This window comes from Roseofilum capinflatum BLCC-M114, from assembly GCF_030068505.1.
Classification (GTDB): Bacteria; Cyanobacteriota; Cyanobacteriia; order Cyanobacteriales; family Desertifilaceae; genus Roseofilum; species Roseofilum capinflatum.
This window is the reverse complement of sequence record NZ_JAQOSO010000117.1, coordinates 66,423-80,038: the sequence shown is the minus strand read 5'-3', so window position 1 is coordinate 80,038 and position 13,616 is coordinate 66,423. Positions and strand designations below refer to the sequence as shown.

The window sequence follows — 13,616 nt, the reverse complement described above, 5'->3', positions numbered from 1 at the left end:
ATTATAAGCGATCGCCTCGAATAACCTGATAGACTGTCGATCGCTACTCTCTACCAGGGAATATTAAGGATGGTCACATCCAATCATAGGGAAACTCCAAAATCGACAAAGAGTGCGATCGCCTTGGGAAGTAACTTGGGTGACTCGAAAGCAACCCTTAACAGCGCTCTAAGCATCCTCGATCAAACGACTGGAATTAGGGTTCAAACTTACTCTAGCTACTACCATACTGCACCGATCGGGCCGGCACAACCAGATTTCCTAAATGCCTGTGCTATTTTGCAGGTAGAGTTAACACCTCAAGCCTTACTCAATCATTTACTCCGTATCGAACAGCACTTTGGTCGAGTCCGTCGAGAACGTTGGGGGCCTCGAACCCTTGATTTAGATATCCTATTATTTGAAGATTTAATTCTCTCTACCCCTGAACTGCAAATCCCTCACCCCTGTATGACCGAGAGAGCATTTGTGTTAGTCCCATTAGCAGAAATTGCTCCAGACTGGATAGAACCCGTTTCTAAAGAGGCGATCGCCCAATTAGTAAAAAAGATAGACTGTTCTGGAGTCACTCTATCCATCAAGTAAGACTCCACAGCCACTTAAAAACAGTTTCAGGATTCACCGCAAATATGGTTTGATGTAGAGAAACGCCCTAACTTTGATCATGTCGGACAAGACTCAGCCCCTAGTCAGCATTATTATTCCAGCCTACAAAGCTACAACAACGATCGCCTCTACGGTTAAAAGTCTCATTAATCAAACCTATACCCATTGGGAAGCGGCGATCGCCTCCGATGATAACCTAGACTATCTTGCCCTCCTCGCCCAACAAGGCATCACCGACCCCCGCATCAAACAAACCTTCACCGGCAGCATCGGCAATGGAGAAGCCGTAGCACGCAATGCAGCCGTCCAAATCAGCAACGGAGAAATTTTAGCCAACCTTGATGCCGACGATGCCTACAGTCCCAAACGTTTGCAAGAACTGGTTCCCTTAGCCCTAGAATACGGTGCAGCCATTGATAACACAGGAGTCTACAATACAGAATTAATCCTCTACAAACAGCCTTTCCCAAAACGAAACACCCTCACCTTTGCCACCCCCGATGATATCCTTAAACCCCGCGTTCCCTTCTTCCCCGTCTTCCGTCGGGAATTTTTGGGTCAAGGCTGGACAAAAGTGCCCTTTGCCGCCGACGTTCTCTTTAACCTAGAACTCCTCAGTCGCCTCCAAAAAGTAGCCATTCACCCCCAACCCCTCTATCAATATTACAAGCGCGAGAACTCCATCACCCAATCCGCCAATGCCTTTGAAACCGCCGAACGCGCCTATCAACAAATTCTCGCCTTATTAGCAGAAGGAAAACTCGATCTCACCCCAGAAATTCGCCAAGCCGCTAACGATGAATTTTCCCAAAACTTACTCCTCAATCGGCTCTTTCGCCAGTATATGGAATCCGGACGCTGCAAAAATCTAGAAGAATTTCTTGACATGACAGAAAATGGCCGCACAGATTGGTTAAAACCAGAACTCGATAGGATAAGCTAATTATAGATGATCGATTACCAGCATGAACTCCTAAATTGATAACAGAGGTCTAAAATGAATGTTCCTTTAGTGTCTATTATCACTCCTGTGTATTATGGAGAGAATACCCTAGAACGAGCCATTCGTAGTGTGCTTAAACAAGACTTCCTGAATTGGGAAATGATCGTTATCAGTGACGATCAGAAAAACTACAAACAAATTGTGAAAAACTATGGAATTGATGACCCTCGTCTGCGTTTTACGACCACAGGTCAAATTGGTTCTGGCGAGAGTAATGCCAGAAACAAAGGATTAGAGATCGCTAGAGGTCAATACATCAGTTGTTTAGATTGTGATGATGCATTTAAACCAGAGAAGTTATCCACTTTAATTCCTTTAGTGCAAAAGTATGGTGCAGCCATTTCTAATATTGATTATAGAGACAGTGAAACTAATGAGTCTTTAGAAAACTTAAGTACAGAACCTAGGGCTGAATATATTACCCCTGCCGATCTTTTTTGCACATGCTTTCATACAGCAAGTTTATATATCTATGACCGTAGTAAAATCGACATCTATTATGATGTAGATTTACCAGCTATGCCAGATGCTATATTTTTGATGTCTTTCTTTAATACCATTGAAGCCATTGGATATTCTCCAGAACCACTACACACTTATTACCGTCGTGAAGGATCTGCGTGTAATTCAAAAGATACACCCAAGATTTTTATGTTCAGTAAGAAAAAGATTTTGGAAAAATTAAATTCTGGCACAATCAGTATTAAAAATAAATTTGCTCAATCAGTAACCCAAAAGCATATTGAGTTGATGTTGAAAATGGAAGATATTTATGCCCAAGAAATCATCAAAAATCCTAATGTTAATTTTCTAAAACTGTTCAAGTCTTATCTTTGAGTTCATTCAAGAGTTAGGACTGATGAATGCATGGATTTAGAAACTAGAATTAGTCCAAAATCTTATCAATAGCAACGGGTTCCCATTGCCGATAGCCCACTTTGGATTCAAAGTTTTCAGCCTGTTGCCAGATCTCATGTAAATATGGATCTGCATACACTAGCTCTGAATCAAAAAAAATACCAAACACGGAACCCTTGAATTTTAGAGGCACGTAAGTAATTGGTTGTCGATCTAATAAATTGCAGATTTCTATAACAGCAGGATAGATAATTGTGTAATCGTGAAAAAGAATGACTCCATTTTCACTAACGACTTTACGACAGAATTCAAAATCTGAACGGGTAGAGGATTGGGTATGTTCGCCATCAATAAACATTATCTCAGGAGCAGTTTTAATCCTTTCAGAATCTACTTGGGAAGCATCAACATCAAAACACTCTATTTTTCCGATGTCACCATAGCCTATCGCTTTAAGCATATTTAGCATTTTTTCAGTAGAATTATTCTCATAATGCACAATATATCCTGGTGAGCGATCATCTGGTTGTTCAACAGGCCTTGGGTCTATAGAGTAGATTCTTTTACAACGATTATCCACTAGGTGAGGTTGAATAGTACCTCCTAGATAAGAGCCAATTTCAAGATAGGTGTACTCTTTATATTTCCTGGCAGTAGCTCTCTGTACTGCAAGCAGAGAGCGTCTATCTTCAGCACTGGTCTGAGAAGGTATAGTTTCAAAGACACTCAAATCCAGCTCATCGATTATCATATCCCAATTTTTCATCTTGCGATCTTCAATATATTAATCAGCTATTAATCCCTAAACTTAGGAGATAGGTTTGAGGATGGACGACTGCCAGAGGAAAATCTTGTTTTGCCTCGACCTCTTTCTGTAATTTTGGATATCTATCTATACAATCTTCTCGAATATAGAGAAAAATATTTTGACGATACCAATAATCCACAGTATCATAATTCCAAATTTTGGATCTTATGATATCAAAGACACTATAACCATATTGATAAAAATAGTCGCGCCAATATTCTGGCCATTGCTCATTAACATGGCCTGTACCTCCTTGATAAGGAATAGCAGCAGAAAACATCACAACAGGGCCGAGTTGTGTCAAGTTTTTAATAAATCCTTCCGCAAAATCAATAGAAATGTGTTCTGCTACTTCTAAGGACACGACTAAATCAAATTCTCGATTTAAATCAATGGGTTGTTCTGGTTCAAAAGCTTGGAATTTATCTTGGTCTATCATCAGCATATTGGGATCTACATAAGCCCCATCTACCCCTAAATAATCATCAATTCCACACTGATTAAATACGGACAACCAAGTTCCCACCCCACAACCCACATCAATGATGCTTGTGGGTTGAATTAAATCCATAATCATAGGAACAACGACTTGAGCGGATTGAAATGAACCTTGTTGCTGAGTTACATAGAAGTCTTCATTGTATAGTGTTTTTTTCATCTTCATCTGAGAAATTGAAAAGAGTAATGGATAAGCGAGGATTTTTAGCTAATTCAAGAGATATTCTCCCCCATCGAGCGTGATTGTACTTCCAGTGAGAAAATCTTGTTGGAGTAAAAATAAAGCACTATCGGTTACCACTTTGGGATTACCAGAGATTTTTAAGGGAATTCTGCGATTGGCATACTCTTGCATGAACTTTTCTGGGTTAGACTCATAGTGAGGTTCAAGAATTTGACCCAAAGCTAAACCATTGACTGTAATTCGGGGAGCCAATTCTAAGGATAACATTTGGGTCATATCCCACAATCCTCGCTTGGTTAATCGATAGGAAAAATTACCCGGTTTAGGATGGGGAATTCGGGCATCATTAATATTGATAATTTTGCCTTGACCATCGGGGCAAAGGTGCTGGGCAAAAGCTTGGGAAAGTTGAAAGGGGGCACGTAAATTTATGGCAAAAATTCTATCCCATGATTCTACATTAATCTGGTTAAATTGATCGTCTTGAGGATAAATGGACGCACTATTAATCAAAATATCAACTTTGCCGAAGGCTTCAACAGCTTTGGGGATAATTGTATCGGTAGCGGATGCATCCGCCAAATCTGCTGGATAAGTAACTGCTCGCACTCCGAAAGATTCGGCTTTTTCCTTAACTTCAACGGCCCCATCAGCCGAATTTCCATAATGGATGAACACATCACAACCGGCTTCTGCCAGAGCTAGAACTAGAGCGCGTCCTACTCGAACGCCACCGCCAGTGATCAGGGCTACCTTATTGCTTAAGTCCATTGTTTTTAGAACACGCTACTCTAAATCTATCCATAACTACAATATCAGACATTTTACAACTTATGACGTTGTAAGTCTTCGTCTAAACTTCTAGCGACAACTGCACCTTGAGCCACTGCTGTGGCCACACAAGGATCTCTAGGATTTGCTACATCTCCAGCAGCATAAACACCAGGAATTGATGTGCGCCCAAATCTGTCTGTAGCAATGGATTGAATTTGTGTATCTAAGATAACTGGAATTTGCTGTGACTGAATATGCTGATCAAAATGAATTTAAATCCAGCCCCTGAGACCGTAGACAAACAGGCCGATATATTCTTTGATGGCGTTGGTGGTATCTCGGAGGCGACTAGCATCAGGGATGAGACTGAGTAGGGCTGATTCCCAGGTGGTCTCGGTTTCGGTGGGATTGCGACCGGGGGGACTGAGGAAGTCGGTGGGGGCGGGAATGGCTTCGATGCCTTGTTTTTGGAAGACCAGAAGCGATCGCGGCATATGAGTTGCAGAAGTCACCAATAATACCCGATTAATCCCCTCTTCGTCCAGAATTCGGCGCACATTCACCGCATTTTCATGGGTATTTAAGGAACTGGGGTCTTCTAAAATCGCCTCTTTTGGAACCCCCAGAGCTATAGCAATTTGGGCCATATCTGATGATTCTGGCGGCCCGCCATCCTTCCAGTCAATGCGTCCACCCGTGAGGATTAACCGGGGCGCTTTCCCTTGCAGATACAACTGGGAGCCATGTAGAATGCGATCGCCCGCCTCCGAAACATCCACCCAAGGCCGGGGATAGATTTGCGCCTTAATTCCCCCTCCCAGCACCACAATCGCCTCCGCAGCAGGCAAATCATCCGGCGGAATATGGCGCAGTTCCAAAGATTGGATTAACTCCCGATTGACCCAACTATTCCCACCGAGCAATAACACTAACAGCGCCAAAGAAAGGGAAATCGCCGCTCGTTTGGGCCATTTCCACAACAGCACCAACGAAACAATCATCAATACACAACTTAACCCCATCGGATAAACAAATAGGGGTAGTAACTTAGAGAGAAATAAAAACATAAATTTTGGGGCTAGGGAGCGAGACCTTCCCACTCCAGTCATATCAAGTCCGTTGGAACAGTCCTGTCCACGAAGGGGACAAGACAAACCTCTTGTTCGCTTATTATACCCATTACCGCGCGAAGCGCTGTATCATTTCCGCCACCGTTCTCCCTTTGTGCGATTTTGCGCCAAAGAACTATTTTCCGCCCTTGGATCGGTCGGTAAACTGGGAGTATCTTCATTAACCTCTTCCTCCGTCTGCCAAGAAGTTTCAATCCACCAACTTGCCACCCCTCCCACCACTCCCCAGAGGATACTAATAACAGGAGAAAAGTTCACTATTAAAAAGGCAAGGGTAAATCCCAATCCCACCAGCACCCCTGGAGGTAACCCGATCTGAAATCGAGAGGAGACAGACGGGGAATCCGGTTGTTCAGAGGAAGAATTCACACCCTGATTCACTTCATCAGCCATCGGTTTCGCTTATAGCGCTTCGCGCTAGGGAATAGGGAATAGGGAATAGGGAATAGGGTTGTGGTACATGGCTTTGAGCCTTTAAGACTGTACACCATAACAGCGCGAAGCGCTGTAAAGTTGATCCAACCGGCGATCATCCTTCTATAAACCACTAGAATCAAGACTTTGGGCCTCATCTTGACTGGTCGGTAAATGTAATCCACATTCTTGTTTCAGACCTTGGAAGCGGGTATCTCGTTCATGTTCATCTTCCAAACTGAGCGGCCGAGAAGAATGCCAATCTCCAACCGTCATATATCCCTGATCGAATAGAGGATGATAGGGCAAATCATGGGCCACTAAATATTGGTAAATATCCCGTGAATTCCAATTCAGAATCGGTAAAACCTTATAAATATCCCCTTGACGGTTAATAAACTGTAAATTCTTGCGATGATCCGTTTGGTCGCGGCGCAAACCCGCTAACCAAGCCGTCACCTTGAGTTCTTTTAACGCTCGTTGCATGGGTTCAACTTTACGCAGTTGATCGTACTGATTAAGCGCCTCCACCGTGCCTTGTTCCCAGAGCTTGCCATAAATTGCTTCCATATGAGCTGGACTCATGGTGGATTGGTAAATCTTCAGGTTGAGATTGAGTTTGTGGGTTAAATCATGGGCAAAGCGATAGGTTTCTGGGGGTAAATAGCCCGTATCGACCCAAATCACAGGGATATTGGGGACAACAGAAGTGACCAAATGGAGCATCACAGCCGATTGAATGCCGAAACTGGTACTCATGGCTAGACCTTCGCCAAACGTTCTGGCGGCCCATTGCACAATATCCCTAGCTTCTATATCCGATAGTTGTTGGTGTAGGGTTTGAGTGTCAAGGTTGGGTAGCGCGGTGATGGTTGAATTCATTAATAATTCAGGTTCCTAATCGGTGGTCATGGACTTGATTATTGATATAAGGTTATCAAAGGATGGAGACTAGAGGGGAGAATTTAAACCTTAAGTAAGGAATGGGTCTTTTCTGGATCGTCCTCTGGGTTAGGAAGAGGATGGCTTGAGTTTTCTGCTAGTTGTGGGGTGCTGAGGGTGTTGTCGCTCGGCAGGAGTTTGAGGAAGGGAAGGGGGAGGAGGGAGGAGAGGTTAGTGAGGGTAACCAGCAGGGCGAGATTATCGAAGGTGTTGGGGGTAATGCCAAAGCTATGCATGAGGATAGCGCCTAATTCTTGGGAGAGAATATGGGCGAGGTTGGTAATGGACATGAGGAGGGCGAATAGGGTGGCTTCGATACCGGGGGGGCAGAGTTTGGCGCAGAGAACGAGAACGGGCATAAAGGCGATTTCACCCAGGACGGTGAGGATGACGCTATCTCCGAGGCTAAACCAGCGATCGCCAATACCCAAAAGTCGATTAGTATGGGTCACTAGAAGTACCGGGGTGAAGCCAAATAGGACAGCAATTACCGTACTCCAGCCAAAGATTGTGCGAAAGGGAACGGCTTTCAGAAAGCGCTGGAAAATCCAAATGCCGATGAGTCCAGCAATGCTGGTAAAGAGGCGCACGCGACCGAGAAATTCGGGTTCAAACCCTAAGTCGTTGGTGACGAAGAAGAAGAAGGCTGAGTCGGAGGAGGGGGTGGCTTGCCAGAGGAAGAGGAAGAGAGTGGGTTTCCAGATGGAGGGGAGCAAGATGGCTTCTTTAAGCTGTCCGATCTGGTGTTTTACGGTCTGCCAAGCGGGAGTATAGTCGGTGACTGGAGATTCAGCAATTAACCCGGCTCCCAGGGCGACGATAAGGGGGAAAAGGGCAGTAATCCCAAAGACTTGTTGGGGCGTTAAGATTTCTAATAACCATCCGCTTAAATAGGCTGTGATTAATCCCCCTAGGGCTGAGGTTGCCCAACAGAGGGATTGCAGGGAGCCGACTTGACTGGTGGTTTCGGTTCTGGCTCGTTCGACTACGAGGGAGTCAGCGATCACGTCACTGATGGCAACCGAGAGGGAGCTAAGGGCGATCGCCGCAGTTGCAGCACTTGCACTATCAACTACCGTCGCCAACAGTCCCCAAGCCAAACTCCCCAACAAGCCGGACAAAATCAGATAGGGACGGCGACGATCGCCCAAAATGGGCAAACCATCGGAAATAAAGCCCCACAGGGGTTTAATCATCCAAGGCAGAGCTGCCACCCCAGTCAGAGCCGCCACTTGAGCGGGAGAGAGACCTAAATCATCTTTGAGAAAAAAGCTAATGGCTAATCGAGCCAGACTTAAGACCCCTTGGACGAAATACACCAGCAAAATCGCTAGTAATTCCGGCGTGGGTTCATTGCCCAATAGCAGTTTTTTAAACAGACTCTGGGAGCCAGGGGAGGAAAAGCCAATCATGTTACAAATCTTTATATTTCTGAGTAACTATGATAGCGCTTTCCTGAGATGGGGGAATGGGGGGATAGGGGGATAGGAAGGATCGGGAGGATGGCCTTTTGCCTTTTGCCTCTTGCCTTTTGCCTTTTGCCTTTTGCCTTTTGCCTATTCCCCATTCCCCATTCCCCATTCCCTATTCCCCATTCCCTATTCCCCGTCTAATCTCTAGATTTCCGTGCCCCAGTCGCGGCTGCACCGTAATTAATCCGACAGCCCACATTAAAAATACTTGCGCCACATTCTAGAGGCACAACCTGCTCGTTGAGAATAGCGCTACAACTGACATATTGATCGTCATTGGTATCCTTAACCATACATTCAATGGGGGTTGCGCCTGCCTGTGATGACCAGAGCCTCATACCCAAAGCCGCCACTTCATGTTGCCAGAAGAAAACCGTCAGCGCGATCGCCACCAGCACCGCACTCGCCAGTCCAACCTTAACTTTCCAACTACCCAATACATTCCCCAACTTCGTTTGCAGAGGTTCCAGAAAGCTGGTCTCCTCTTTCTTTTCGGTCACCGTTTCCACGGGTTTAGATGATTCTGAATTTCCTTGAGTTTCAGACATGGTATGGCTCCTGTAGTTGTTCGCTCAAGTGAGTCTTTGTCGATAATTATAGGAGATTTACCCAAAAGCCGACTCAGAGCAGTGGAGTGGGGCTAAAAGATGCAAAACTTAACATAATCTCAGAGACTCTCTCCTCGAACATTGGCCCCAGACTCTGATAGACTAATACACTGAAACCGGCTAAATATAAGCATTTCATTGAATGACCTCTTGGGAGAAAAACCTGTGATTGAAACCACATTGGGATTAGAAATTATAGAAGTCGTCGAACAAGCGGCGATCGCCTCCGCTCGTTGGATGGGAAAAGGAGAAAAAAATACGGCTGACCAAGTAGCCGTAGAAGCCATGCGCGAACGCATGAACCAAATCCACATGCGCGGACGCATCGTCATCGGAGAAGGCGAACGAGATGACGCTCCCATGCTCTACATCGGCGAAGAAGTCGGCATTTGCGCCCGCGAAGATGCCAAAGATTACTGCAACCCCGATGAATTAGTCGAAATTGACATCGCCGTTGACCCCTGCGAAGGAACCAACCTCGTCGCCTACGGTCAACCCGGTTCCATGGCCGTACTCGCCATTTCCGAAAAAGGCGGACTCTTCGCCGCTCCCGACTTCTACATGAAAAAACTCGCCGCTCCTCCAGCCGCTAGAAACCATGTAGACATCCGCAAATCCGCCACCGAAAACCTAAAACTCATCTCCGAGTGCCTCAACCGCTCCGTAGACGAATTAGTCGTTGTCGTCATGGATCGTCCCCGTCACAAAAACCTGATCAACGAAATCCGTAGCGCTGGCGCAAGAGTTCGTTTAATTGCCGATGGAGACGTATCCGCCGCCATTTCCTGTGCCTTTTCCGGAACCAACATCCACGCCTTAATGGGAATTGGAGCCGCTCCCGAAGGAGTCATTTCTGCGGCTGCCATGCGCTGCTTAGGCGGTCATTTCCAAGGACAACTGATCTACGATCCAGAAATCGTCAAAACCGGCTTAATTGGCGAAAGCAAAGAAAGCAATCTCGAACGTCTACGCAGCATGGGCATCGAAGACCCAGACCGCGTATACAGCGCCGAAGAACTCGCCTGTGGAGAAACCGTCTTGTTTGCCGCTTCTGGCATTACCCCAGGAACCCTCATGGAAGGCGTTCGCTACTTCCATGGTGGAGCCAGAACCCATAGCCTGGTCATTTCCAGTCAGTCTAAAACCGCCCGGTTTGTAGACACCGTTCATATGGTTGACGCACCAAAAAGCATCCAATTAAGATAGGATAACCAACCGCTCCAATTAAAACTGAATCACCTTCAGTTTAATTGGAGCCATTTTTTCTTCATAAATCCGCCCGAAACCTTAGCAAGTTGCCATTAACAAACATTAAAAAATGAATGTTGCAGTTATCGGTTTAAGTCATAAAACAGCCTCCGTTGAAGTTCGCGAAAAACTCAGTATTCCCGAACCCCAACTTGAACAAGCCATAACCACCCTCAAGCTCTATCCTCATATCGAAGAAGTAGCCATTCTAAGCACCTGTAACCGCTTAGAAATCTATGTGGTGATCAGCGACAATCAACAGGGAGTCTGGGAAGTTACCCAATTTCTTTCCGAACATAGCCAACTGCCTCTCTCCCAATTGCGTCCTCATCTGTTTATCCTCCTCCATGAAGATGCAATCATGCATTTAATGCGCGTGGCAGCCGGATTAGACAGCTTGGTACTCGGTGAAGGGCAAATTTTATCCCAAGTTAAACAAGGTCATAAACTCGGCCAACAGTATAAAGGCGTGGGGCGAATTCTCAACCGCTTAATGAAACAAGCCATTACTGCGGGCAAACGGGTACGCACCGAAACCAATATCGGTACAGGAGCCGTTTCCATCAGTTCAGCCGCCGTTGAACTGGCACAAATGAAACTGGAAACCCTGGAAGAGTGCAAAATTGCCATTATCGGTGCGGGTAAAATGTCCCGGTTGTTGGTACAGCATTTGCTCTCCAAAGGTGGCACTCAAATTAGTATCGTCAACCGTTCCATGCAACGAGCAGAAGAACTCGCTGGTAAGTTTAGCGAGGCTTCTTTAGCACTCTATCCCATGGGAGAAATGATGGACGTGGTTCAGGCATCCGATCTAGTTTTTACCAGTACCGGAGCAACCCAACCCTTATTAAATCGAGGGAATTTAGAACCCATTGTTAACCCAGAAAAGCCCTTAACTTTGATTGATATTTCCGTTCCTCGGAATGTGGCTGCGGATGTGAGCGAGTTGCCCTCGGTTAAGCCCTATAATGTGGATGATCTCAAGGCAGTGGTGGCCCAAAATCAGGAAAGTCGCCGCCAGATGGCAATGGAAGCGGAAAGCTTATTAGAAGAAGAAGTCGAAGCCTTTGAGGTGTGGTGGCGCAGTCTGGAAACTGTACCGACGATTAACTGTTTGCGTCATAAAGTGGAGACCATTCGCGAGCAAGAGTTAGAAAAAGCCCTTTCTCGTTTGGGGTCTGAGTTTGCGGAAAAACACCAAGAAGTGATTGAAGCGCTCACCCGTGGAATTGTCAATAAGATTCTACACGATCCCATGGTACAACTGCGGGCGCAACAGGATATTGAAGCCCGCAAGCAAGCGATGGAAACCCTGAATACATTGTTTAATTTAGAAATTGAGGCGGCTTCTAGTAATCAATATAGCTAGAGGAAAACAATGAATAATTAACAATTAATAATGAACAATTATTCATTGGGATTGTATAGTCCTTCAAAACTAATATCCTGTATCTGTAGGGGTCAACGGCCGTTGACCCCTACAAAGGCTTTCAGAAGTCTTGGAGGAGTTGGATGAGGAACGATCGCCTCGATACAGCGCTTTGCACTGTAATTTGTGAAAACAGTGCAGAAGCCATCTAAGCACGAGTCGCTTCTAAAATGCGAGAGTAATAAAACCGAGTTTTCGTCATCGCATTCCGTTCCACCTTAAAGCCATATTTCTCTAAACTAGCAATCACATCCTTTTCCTTATGCATATAAGCGCGAGTCGTCTTAGACGGGCCAGGGAAGAAGCTACCAATCTTCTTCAGAATTGCCAAAGCACAGGTTTTCGGCGCAAAACTAAGAATGACCCGTGATTTTGCCAAAGAACAGAGATGACCAATCATTTCATCCGCCTTCTCATGGGGATAATGAATCAGCACATCCAAGCAAATCACACTATGATATTCACCATCGAGTTGCTCTAAATCTTGAGTTTTAAACTGAATCTTATCCAAATTTTCTAAAGCGTCTTGAGCGCGAGTTTGCGCTTCACCCACCATTTTTTCCGAGATATCACTGGCAAACACCTGAGCGCCAGCTTGAGCTAGGGGAATACTGAGGCTACCCACTCCACACCCCGCATCACAGATGGACAGTTCACTGAGGTTATCATCTGCTTTTAACCAGTCTAGAACCGTATCGACGGTTTGTTGATGGCCGTTACGGATATCGAGTTGAACGCGGTTCACCTCATCTGTACCGTAAATCTTCCGCCATCGGTCAAAACCGGTTTGGTTAAAGTAGTCTTTGACAATGGTCTTATCGTCTACTAAGTTTTTCTCTTCTGCCAGGGTCATAGGAATTACAGGATGTTATACACAGGATGGGACAGTCTCCAACTTTTGAGCATACCATGATTGGGGTTGCTCTATGGCTGACGGTCACAGATGTCAGGGTTGCTCAAGTCAGAAGCCCTCAATGTTCTAAAAATCTGAGAGTTAAATCAGACCGTTTCGGCGATCGCTTATATCACTTAATAAAAATGTCAACATTTTTTATGAAAATTGAAAAAAATTCATAAAAATTAACAGTAAAAAGTAACCTCTTACTCTTCACAAAATCCTCACATTTTCATGACATTCTAAACAATATGTATGCTTTGAGCCATCTTATGATTGATTGAGTATCTCCACAGGACGATGCTGGTAAAATAAGGATAGAGCAAAGCATCCGTAAACTGATCCCTGAGATCCAAAACAGGAGTTATGGTTATGAAACAGATCTTAATCGTTGATGATTCCCAAACCATGCGTAAAATGGTGAAAGCCTCTTTGCGGGATTTACAGGATGTGAATTTTGATGAGGCGGGTAATGGTCTAGAAGCCATTGAAAAAATGAAAGTTAGCCCCTTTGACTTAATGATTTTAGACCTCAATATGCCCGATATGCATGGCTTAGATGTTCTCAAATTTGTTTTGGAGAATCATCAATACAAATCCACTCCCATTGTTATCTTAACCACAAAAGGAGATGATGAAAGCCGCAAAGAAGCTTTAGATGCGGGAGCCAAATGCTATCTCACTAAACCTTTCCAACCCAAACCCTTATCCGATCAAATTCACGATCTATTACAATAAGCGATCGCG

The 13,616-nt window shown here is 45.0% G+C and carries 16 protein-coding genes; 6 read left to right on the top strand and 10 right to left on the bottom strand.

Annotated features, from left to right (window positions below; genetic code table 11):
• Positions 1 to 69: 69 nt before the first annotated feature.
• The 3 genes from folK (at position 70) to PMG25_RS23295 (ending at position 2,446) form a co-directional block, all read left to right on the top strand.
• Complete coding sequence (gene folK, locus PMG25_RS23305; RefSeq protein WP_283769299.1) at positions 70 to 585, top strand: 2-amino-4-hydroxy-6-hydroxymethyldihydropteridine diphosphokinase; 516 nt, start codon at positions 70 to 72, stop codon at positions 583 to 585.
• A gap of 79 nt (positions 586 to 664) precedes the next feature.
• On the top strand, positions 665 to 1,549 hold the full coding sequence (locus tag PMG25_RS23300) for a glycosyltransferase family 2 protein (RefSeq protein ID WP_283769298.1): 885 nt from the start codon (positions 665 to 667) through the stop codon (positions 1,547 to 1,549).
• Between the two features lie 54 nt (positions 1,550 to 1,603).
• On the top strand, positions 1,604 to 2,446 hold the full coding sequence (locus tag PMG25_RS23295) for a glycosyltransferase family 2 protein (protein WP_283769297.1): 843 nt from the start codon (positions 1,604 to 1,606) through the stop codon (positions 2,444 to 2,446).
• 49 nt (positions 2,447 to 2,495) lie between these two features.
• Here PMG25_RS23295 and PMG25_RS23290 read toward each other — a convergent pair whose 3' ends face one another.
• From PMG25_RS23290 to PMG25_RS23255, 9 genes are all read right to left on the bottom strand, one after another.
• Positions 2,496 to 3,233, bottom strand: a complete 738-nt coding sequence (locus tag PMG25_RS23290) for a class I SAM-dependent methyltransferase (RefSeq protein WP_283769296.1) — start codon at positions 3,231 to 3,233, stop codon at positions 2,496 to 2,498.
• 22 nt (positions 3,234 to 3,255) lie between these two features.
• Positions 3,256 to 3,933 (bottom strand): methyltransferase domain-containing protein, encoded by a 678-nt coding sequence (locus PMG25_RS23285; RefSeq protein ID WP_283769295.1) that lies wholly within the window; start codon positions 3,931 to 3,933, stop codon positions 3,256 to 3,258.
• A 48-nt stretch (positions 3,934 to 3,981) separates the two neighbouring features.
• Positions 3,982 to 4,728, bottom strand: a complete 747-nt coding sequence (locus tag PMG25_RS23280) for an SDR family oxidoreductase (RefSeq protein WP_283769294.1) — start codon at positions 4,726 to 4,728, stop codon at positions 3,982 to 3,984.
• Between the two features lie 53 nt (positions 4,729 to 4,781).
• Positions 4,782 to 4,937: an FAD-dependent oxidoreductase gene (locus PMG25_RS24585; protein WP_347178932.1), complete on the bottom strand. Its 156-nt coding sequence runs from the start codon at positions 4,935 to 4,937 to the stop codon at positions 4,782 to 4,784.
• Between the two features lie 66 nt (positions 4,938 to 5,003).
• Positions 5,004 to 5,798, bottom strand: coding sequence for a YdcF family protein (locus tag PMG25_RS23275; RefSeq protein WP_347178929.1), 795 nt, complete (start codon positions 5,796 to 5,798; stop codon positions 5,004 to 5,006).
• 132 nt (positions 5,799 to 5,930) lie between these two features.
• The gene (locus PMG25_RS23270; protein ID WP_283769292.1) at positions 5,931 to 6,230 is read right to left on the bottom strand and encodes a hypothetical protein; all 300 of its coding nucleotides are present in this window, start codon (positions 6,228 to 6,230) and stop codon (positions 5,931 to 5,933) included.
• A 168-nt stretch (positions 6,231 to 6,398) separates the two neighbouring features.
• Positions 6,399 to 7,157, bottom strand: coding sequence for a phosphoadenosine phosphosulfate reductase (cysH, locus tag PMG25_RS23265; protein ID WP_283769291.1), 759 nt, complete (start codon positions 7,155 to 7,157; stop codon positions 6,399 to 6,401).
• Between the two features lie 83 nt (positions 7,158 to 7,240).
• On the bottom strand, positions 7,241 to 8,629 hold the full coding sequence (locus tag PMG25_RS23260) for a folate/biopterin family MFS transporter (RefSeq protein ID WP_283769290.1): 1,389 nt from the start codon (positions 8,627 to 8,629) through the stop codon (positions 7,241 to 7,243).
• A gap of 197 nt (positions 8,630 to 8,826) precedes the next feature.
• Positions 8,827 to 9,237, bottom strand: coding sequence for a hypothetical protein (locus PMG25_RS23255; protein WP_283769289.1), 411 nt, complete (start codon positions 9,235 to 9,237; stop codon positions 8,827 to 8,829).
• Between the two features lie 228 nt (positions 9,238 to 9,465).
• Between PMG25_RS23255 and glpX the strand changes: the two genes are divergently transcribed.
• A complete protein-coding gene (gene glpX, locus PMG25_RS23250; RefSeq protein ID WP_347178931.1) occupies positions 9,466 to 10,503 on the top strand; it encodes a class II fructose-bisphosphatase in 1,038 nt (345 codons plus the stop codon).
• Between the two features lie 112 nt (positions 10,504 to 10,615).
• Positions 10,616 to 11,914 carry a glutamyl-tRNA reductase gene (locus PMG25_RS23245; RefSeq protein WP_283769287.1) on the top strand — a complete coding sequence of 433 codons (1,299 nt, stop codon included), beginning with the start codon at positions 10,616 to 10,618 and terminating at the stop codon, positions 11,912 to 11,914.
• A 208-nt stretch (positions 11,915 to 12,122) separates the two neighbouring features.
• Here the strand turns inward: PMG25_RS23245 and bchM are convergent, their stop codons facing one another.
• Positions 12,123 to 12,827 (bottom strand): magnesium protoporphyrin IX methyltransferase, encoded by a 705-nt coding sequence (gene bchM / locus PMG25_RS23240; protein ID WP_283769286.1) that lies wholly within the window; start codon positions 12,825 to 12,827, stop codon positions 12,123 to 12,125.
• A gap of 414 nt (positions 12,828 to 13,241) precedes the next feature.
• Between bchM and PMG25_RS23235 the strand changes: the two genes are divergently transcribed.
• Positions 13,242 to 13,607 carry a response regulator gene (locus PMG25_RS23235; protein WP_283769285.1) on the top strand — a complete coding sequence of 122 codons (366 nt, stop codon included), beginning with the start codon at positions 13,242 to 13,244 and terminating at the stop codon, positions 13,605 to 13,607.
• Positions 13,608 to 13,616 lie beyond the last annotated feature (9 nt).

Coding starts and splice junctions, on each gene's coding strand:
- bchM (WP_283769286.1), bottom strand. CDS start 12,827: ATGACCCTGGCAGAAGAGAAAAACTTAGTAGACGATAAGACCATTGTC.
- PMG25_RS23290 (WP_283769296.1), bottom strand. CDS start 3,233: ATGAAAAATTGGGATATGATAATCGATGAGCTGGATTTGAGTGTCTTT.
- PMG25_RS23285 (WP_283769295.1), bottom strand. CDS start 3,933: ATGAAAAAAACACTATACAATGAAGACTTCTATGTAACTCAGCAACAA.
- PMG25_RS23300 (WP_283769298.1), top strand. CDS start 665: ATGTCGGACAAGACTCAGCCCCTAGTCAGCATTATTATTCCAGCCTAC.
- PMG25_RS23275 (WP_347178929.1), bottom strand. CDS start 5,798: ATGTTTTTATTTCTCTCTAAGTTACTACCCCTATTTGTTTATCCGATG.
- PMG25_RS23280 (WP_283769294.1), bottom strand. CDS start 4,728: ATGGACTTAAGCAATAAGGTAGCCCTGATCACTGGCGGTGGCGTTCGA.
- PMG25_RS23245 (WP_283769287.1), top strand. CDS start 10,616: ATGAATGTTGCAGTTATCGGTTTAAGTCATAAAACAGCCTCCGTTGAA.
- folK (WP_283769299.1), top strand. CDS start 70: ATGGTCACATCCAATCATAGGGAAACTCCAAAATCGACAAAGAGTGCG.
- PMG25_RS23295 (WP_283769297.1), top strand. CDS start 1,604: ATGAATGTTCCTTTAGTGTCTATTATCACTCCTGTGTATTATGGAGAG.
- PMG25_RS23255 (WP_283769289.1), bottom strand. CDS start 9,237: ATGTCTGAAACTCAAGGAAATTCAGAATCATCTAAACCCGTGGAAACG.
- PMG25_RS23260 (WP_283769290.1), bottom strand. CDS start 8,629: ATGATTGGCTTTTCCTCCCCTGGCTCCCAGAGTCTGTTTAAAAAACTG.
- PMG25_RS23235 (WP_283769285.1), top strand. CDS start 13,242: ATGAAACAGATCTTAATCGTTGATGATTCCCAAACCATGCGTAAAATG.
- cysH (WP_283769291.1), bottom strand. CDS start 7,157: ATGAATTCAACCATCACCGCGCTACCCAACCTTGACACTCAAACCCTA.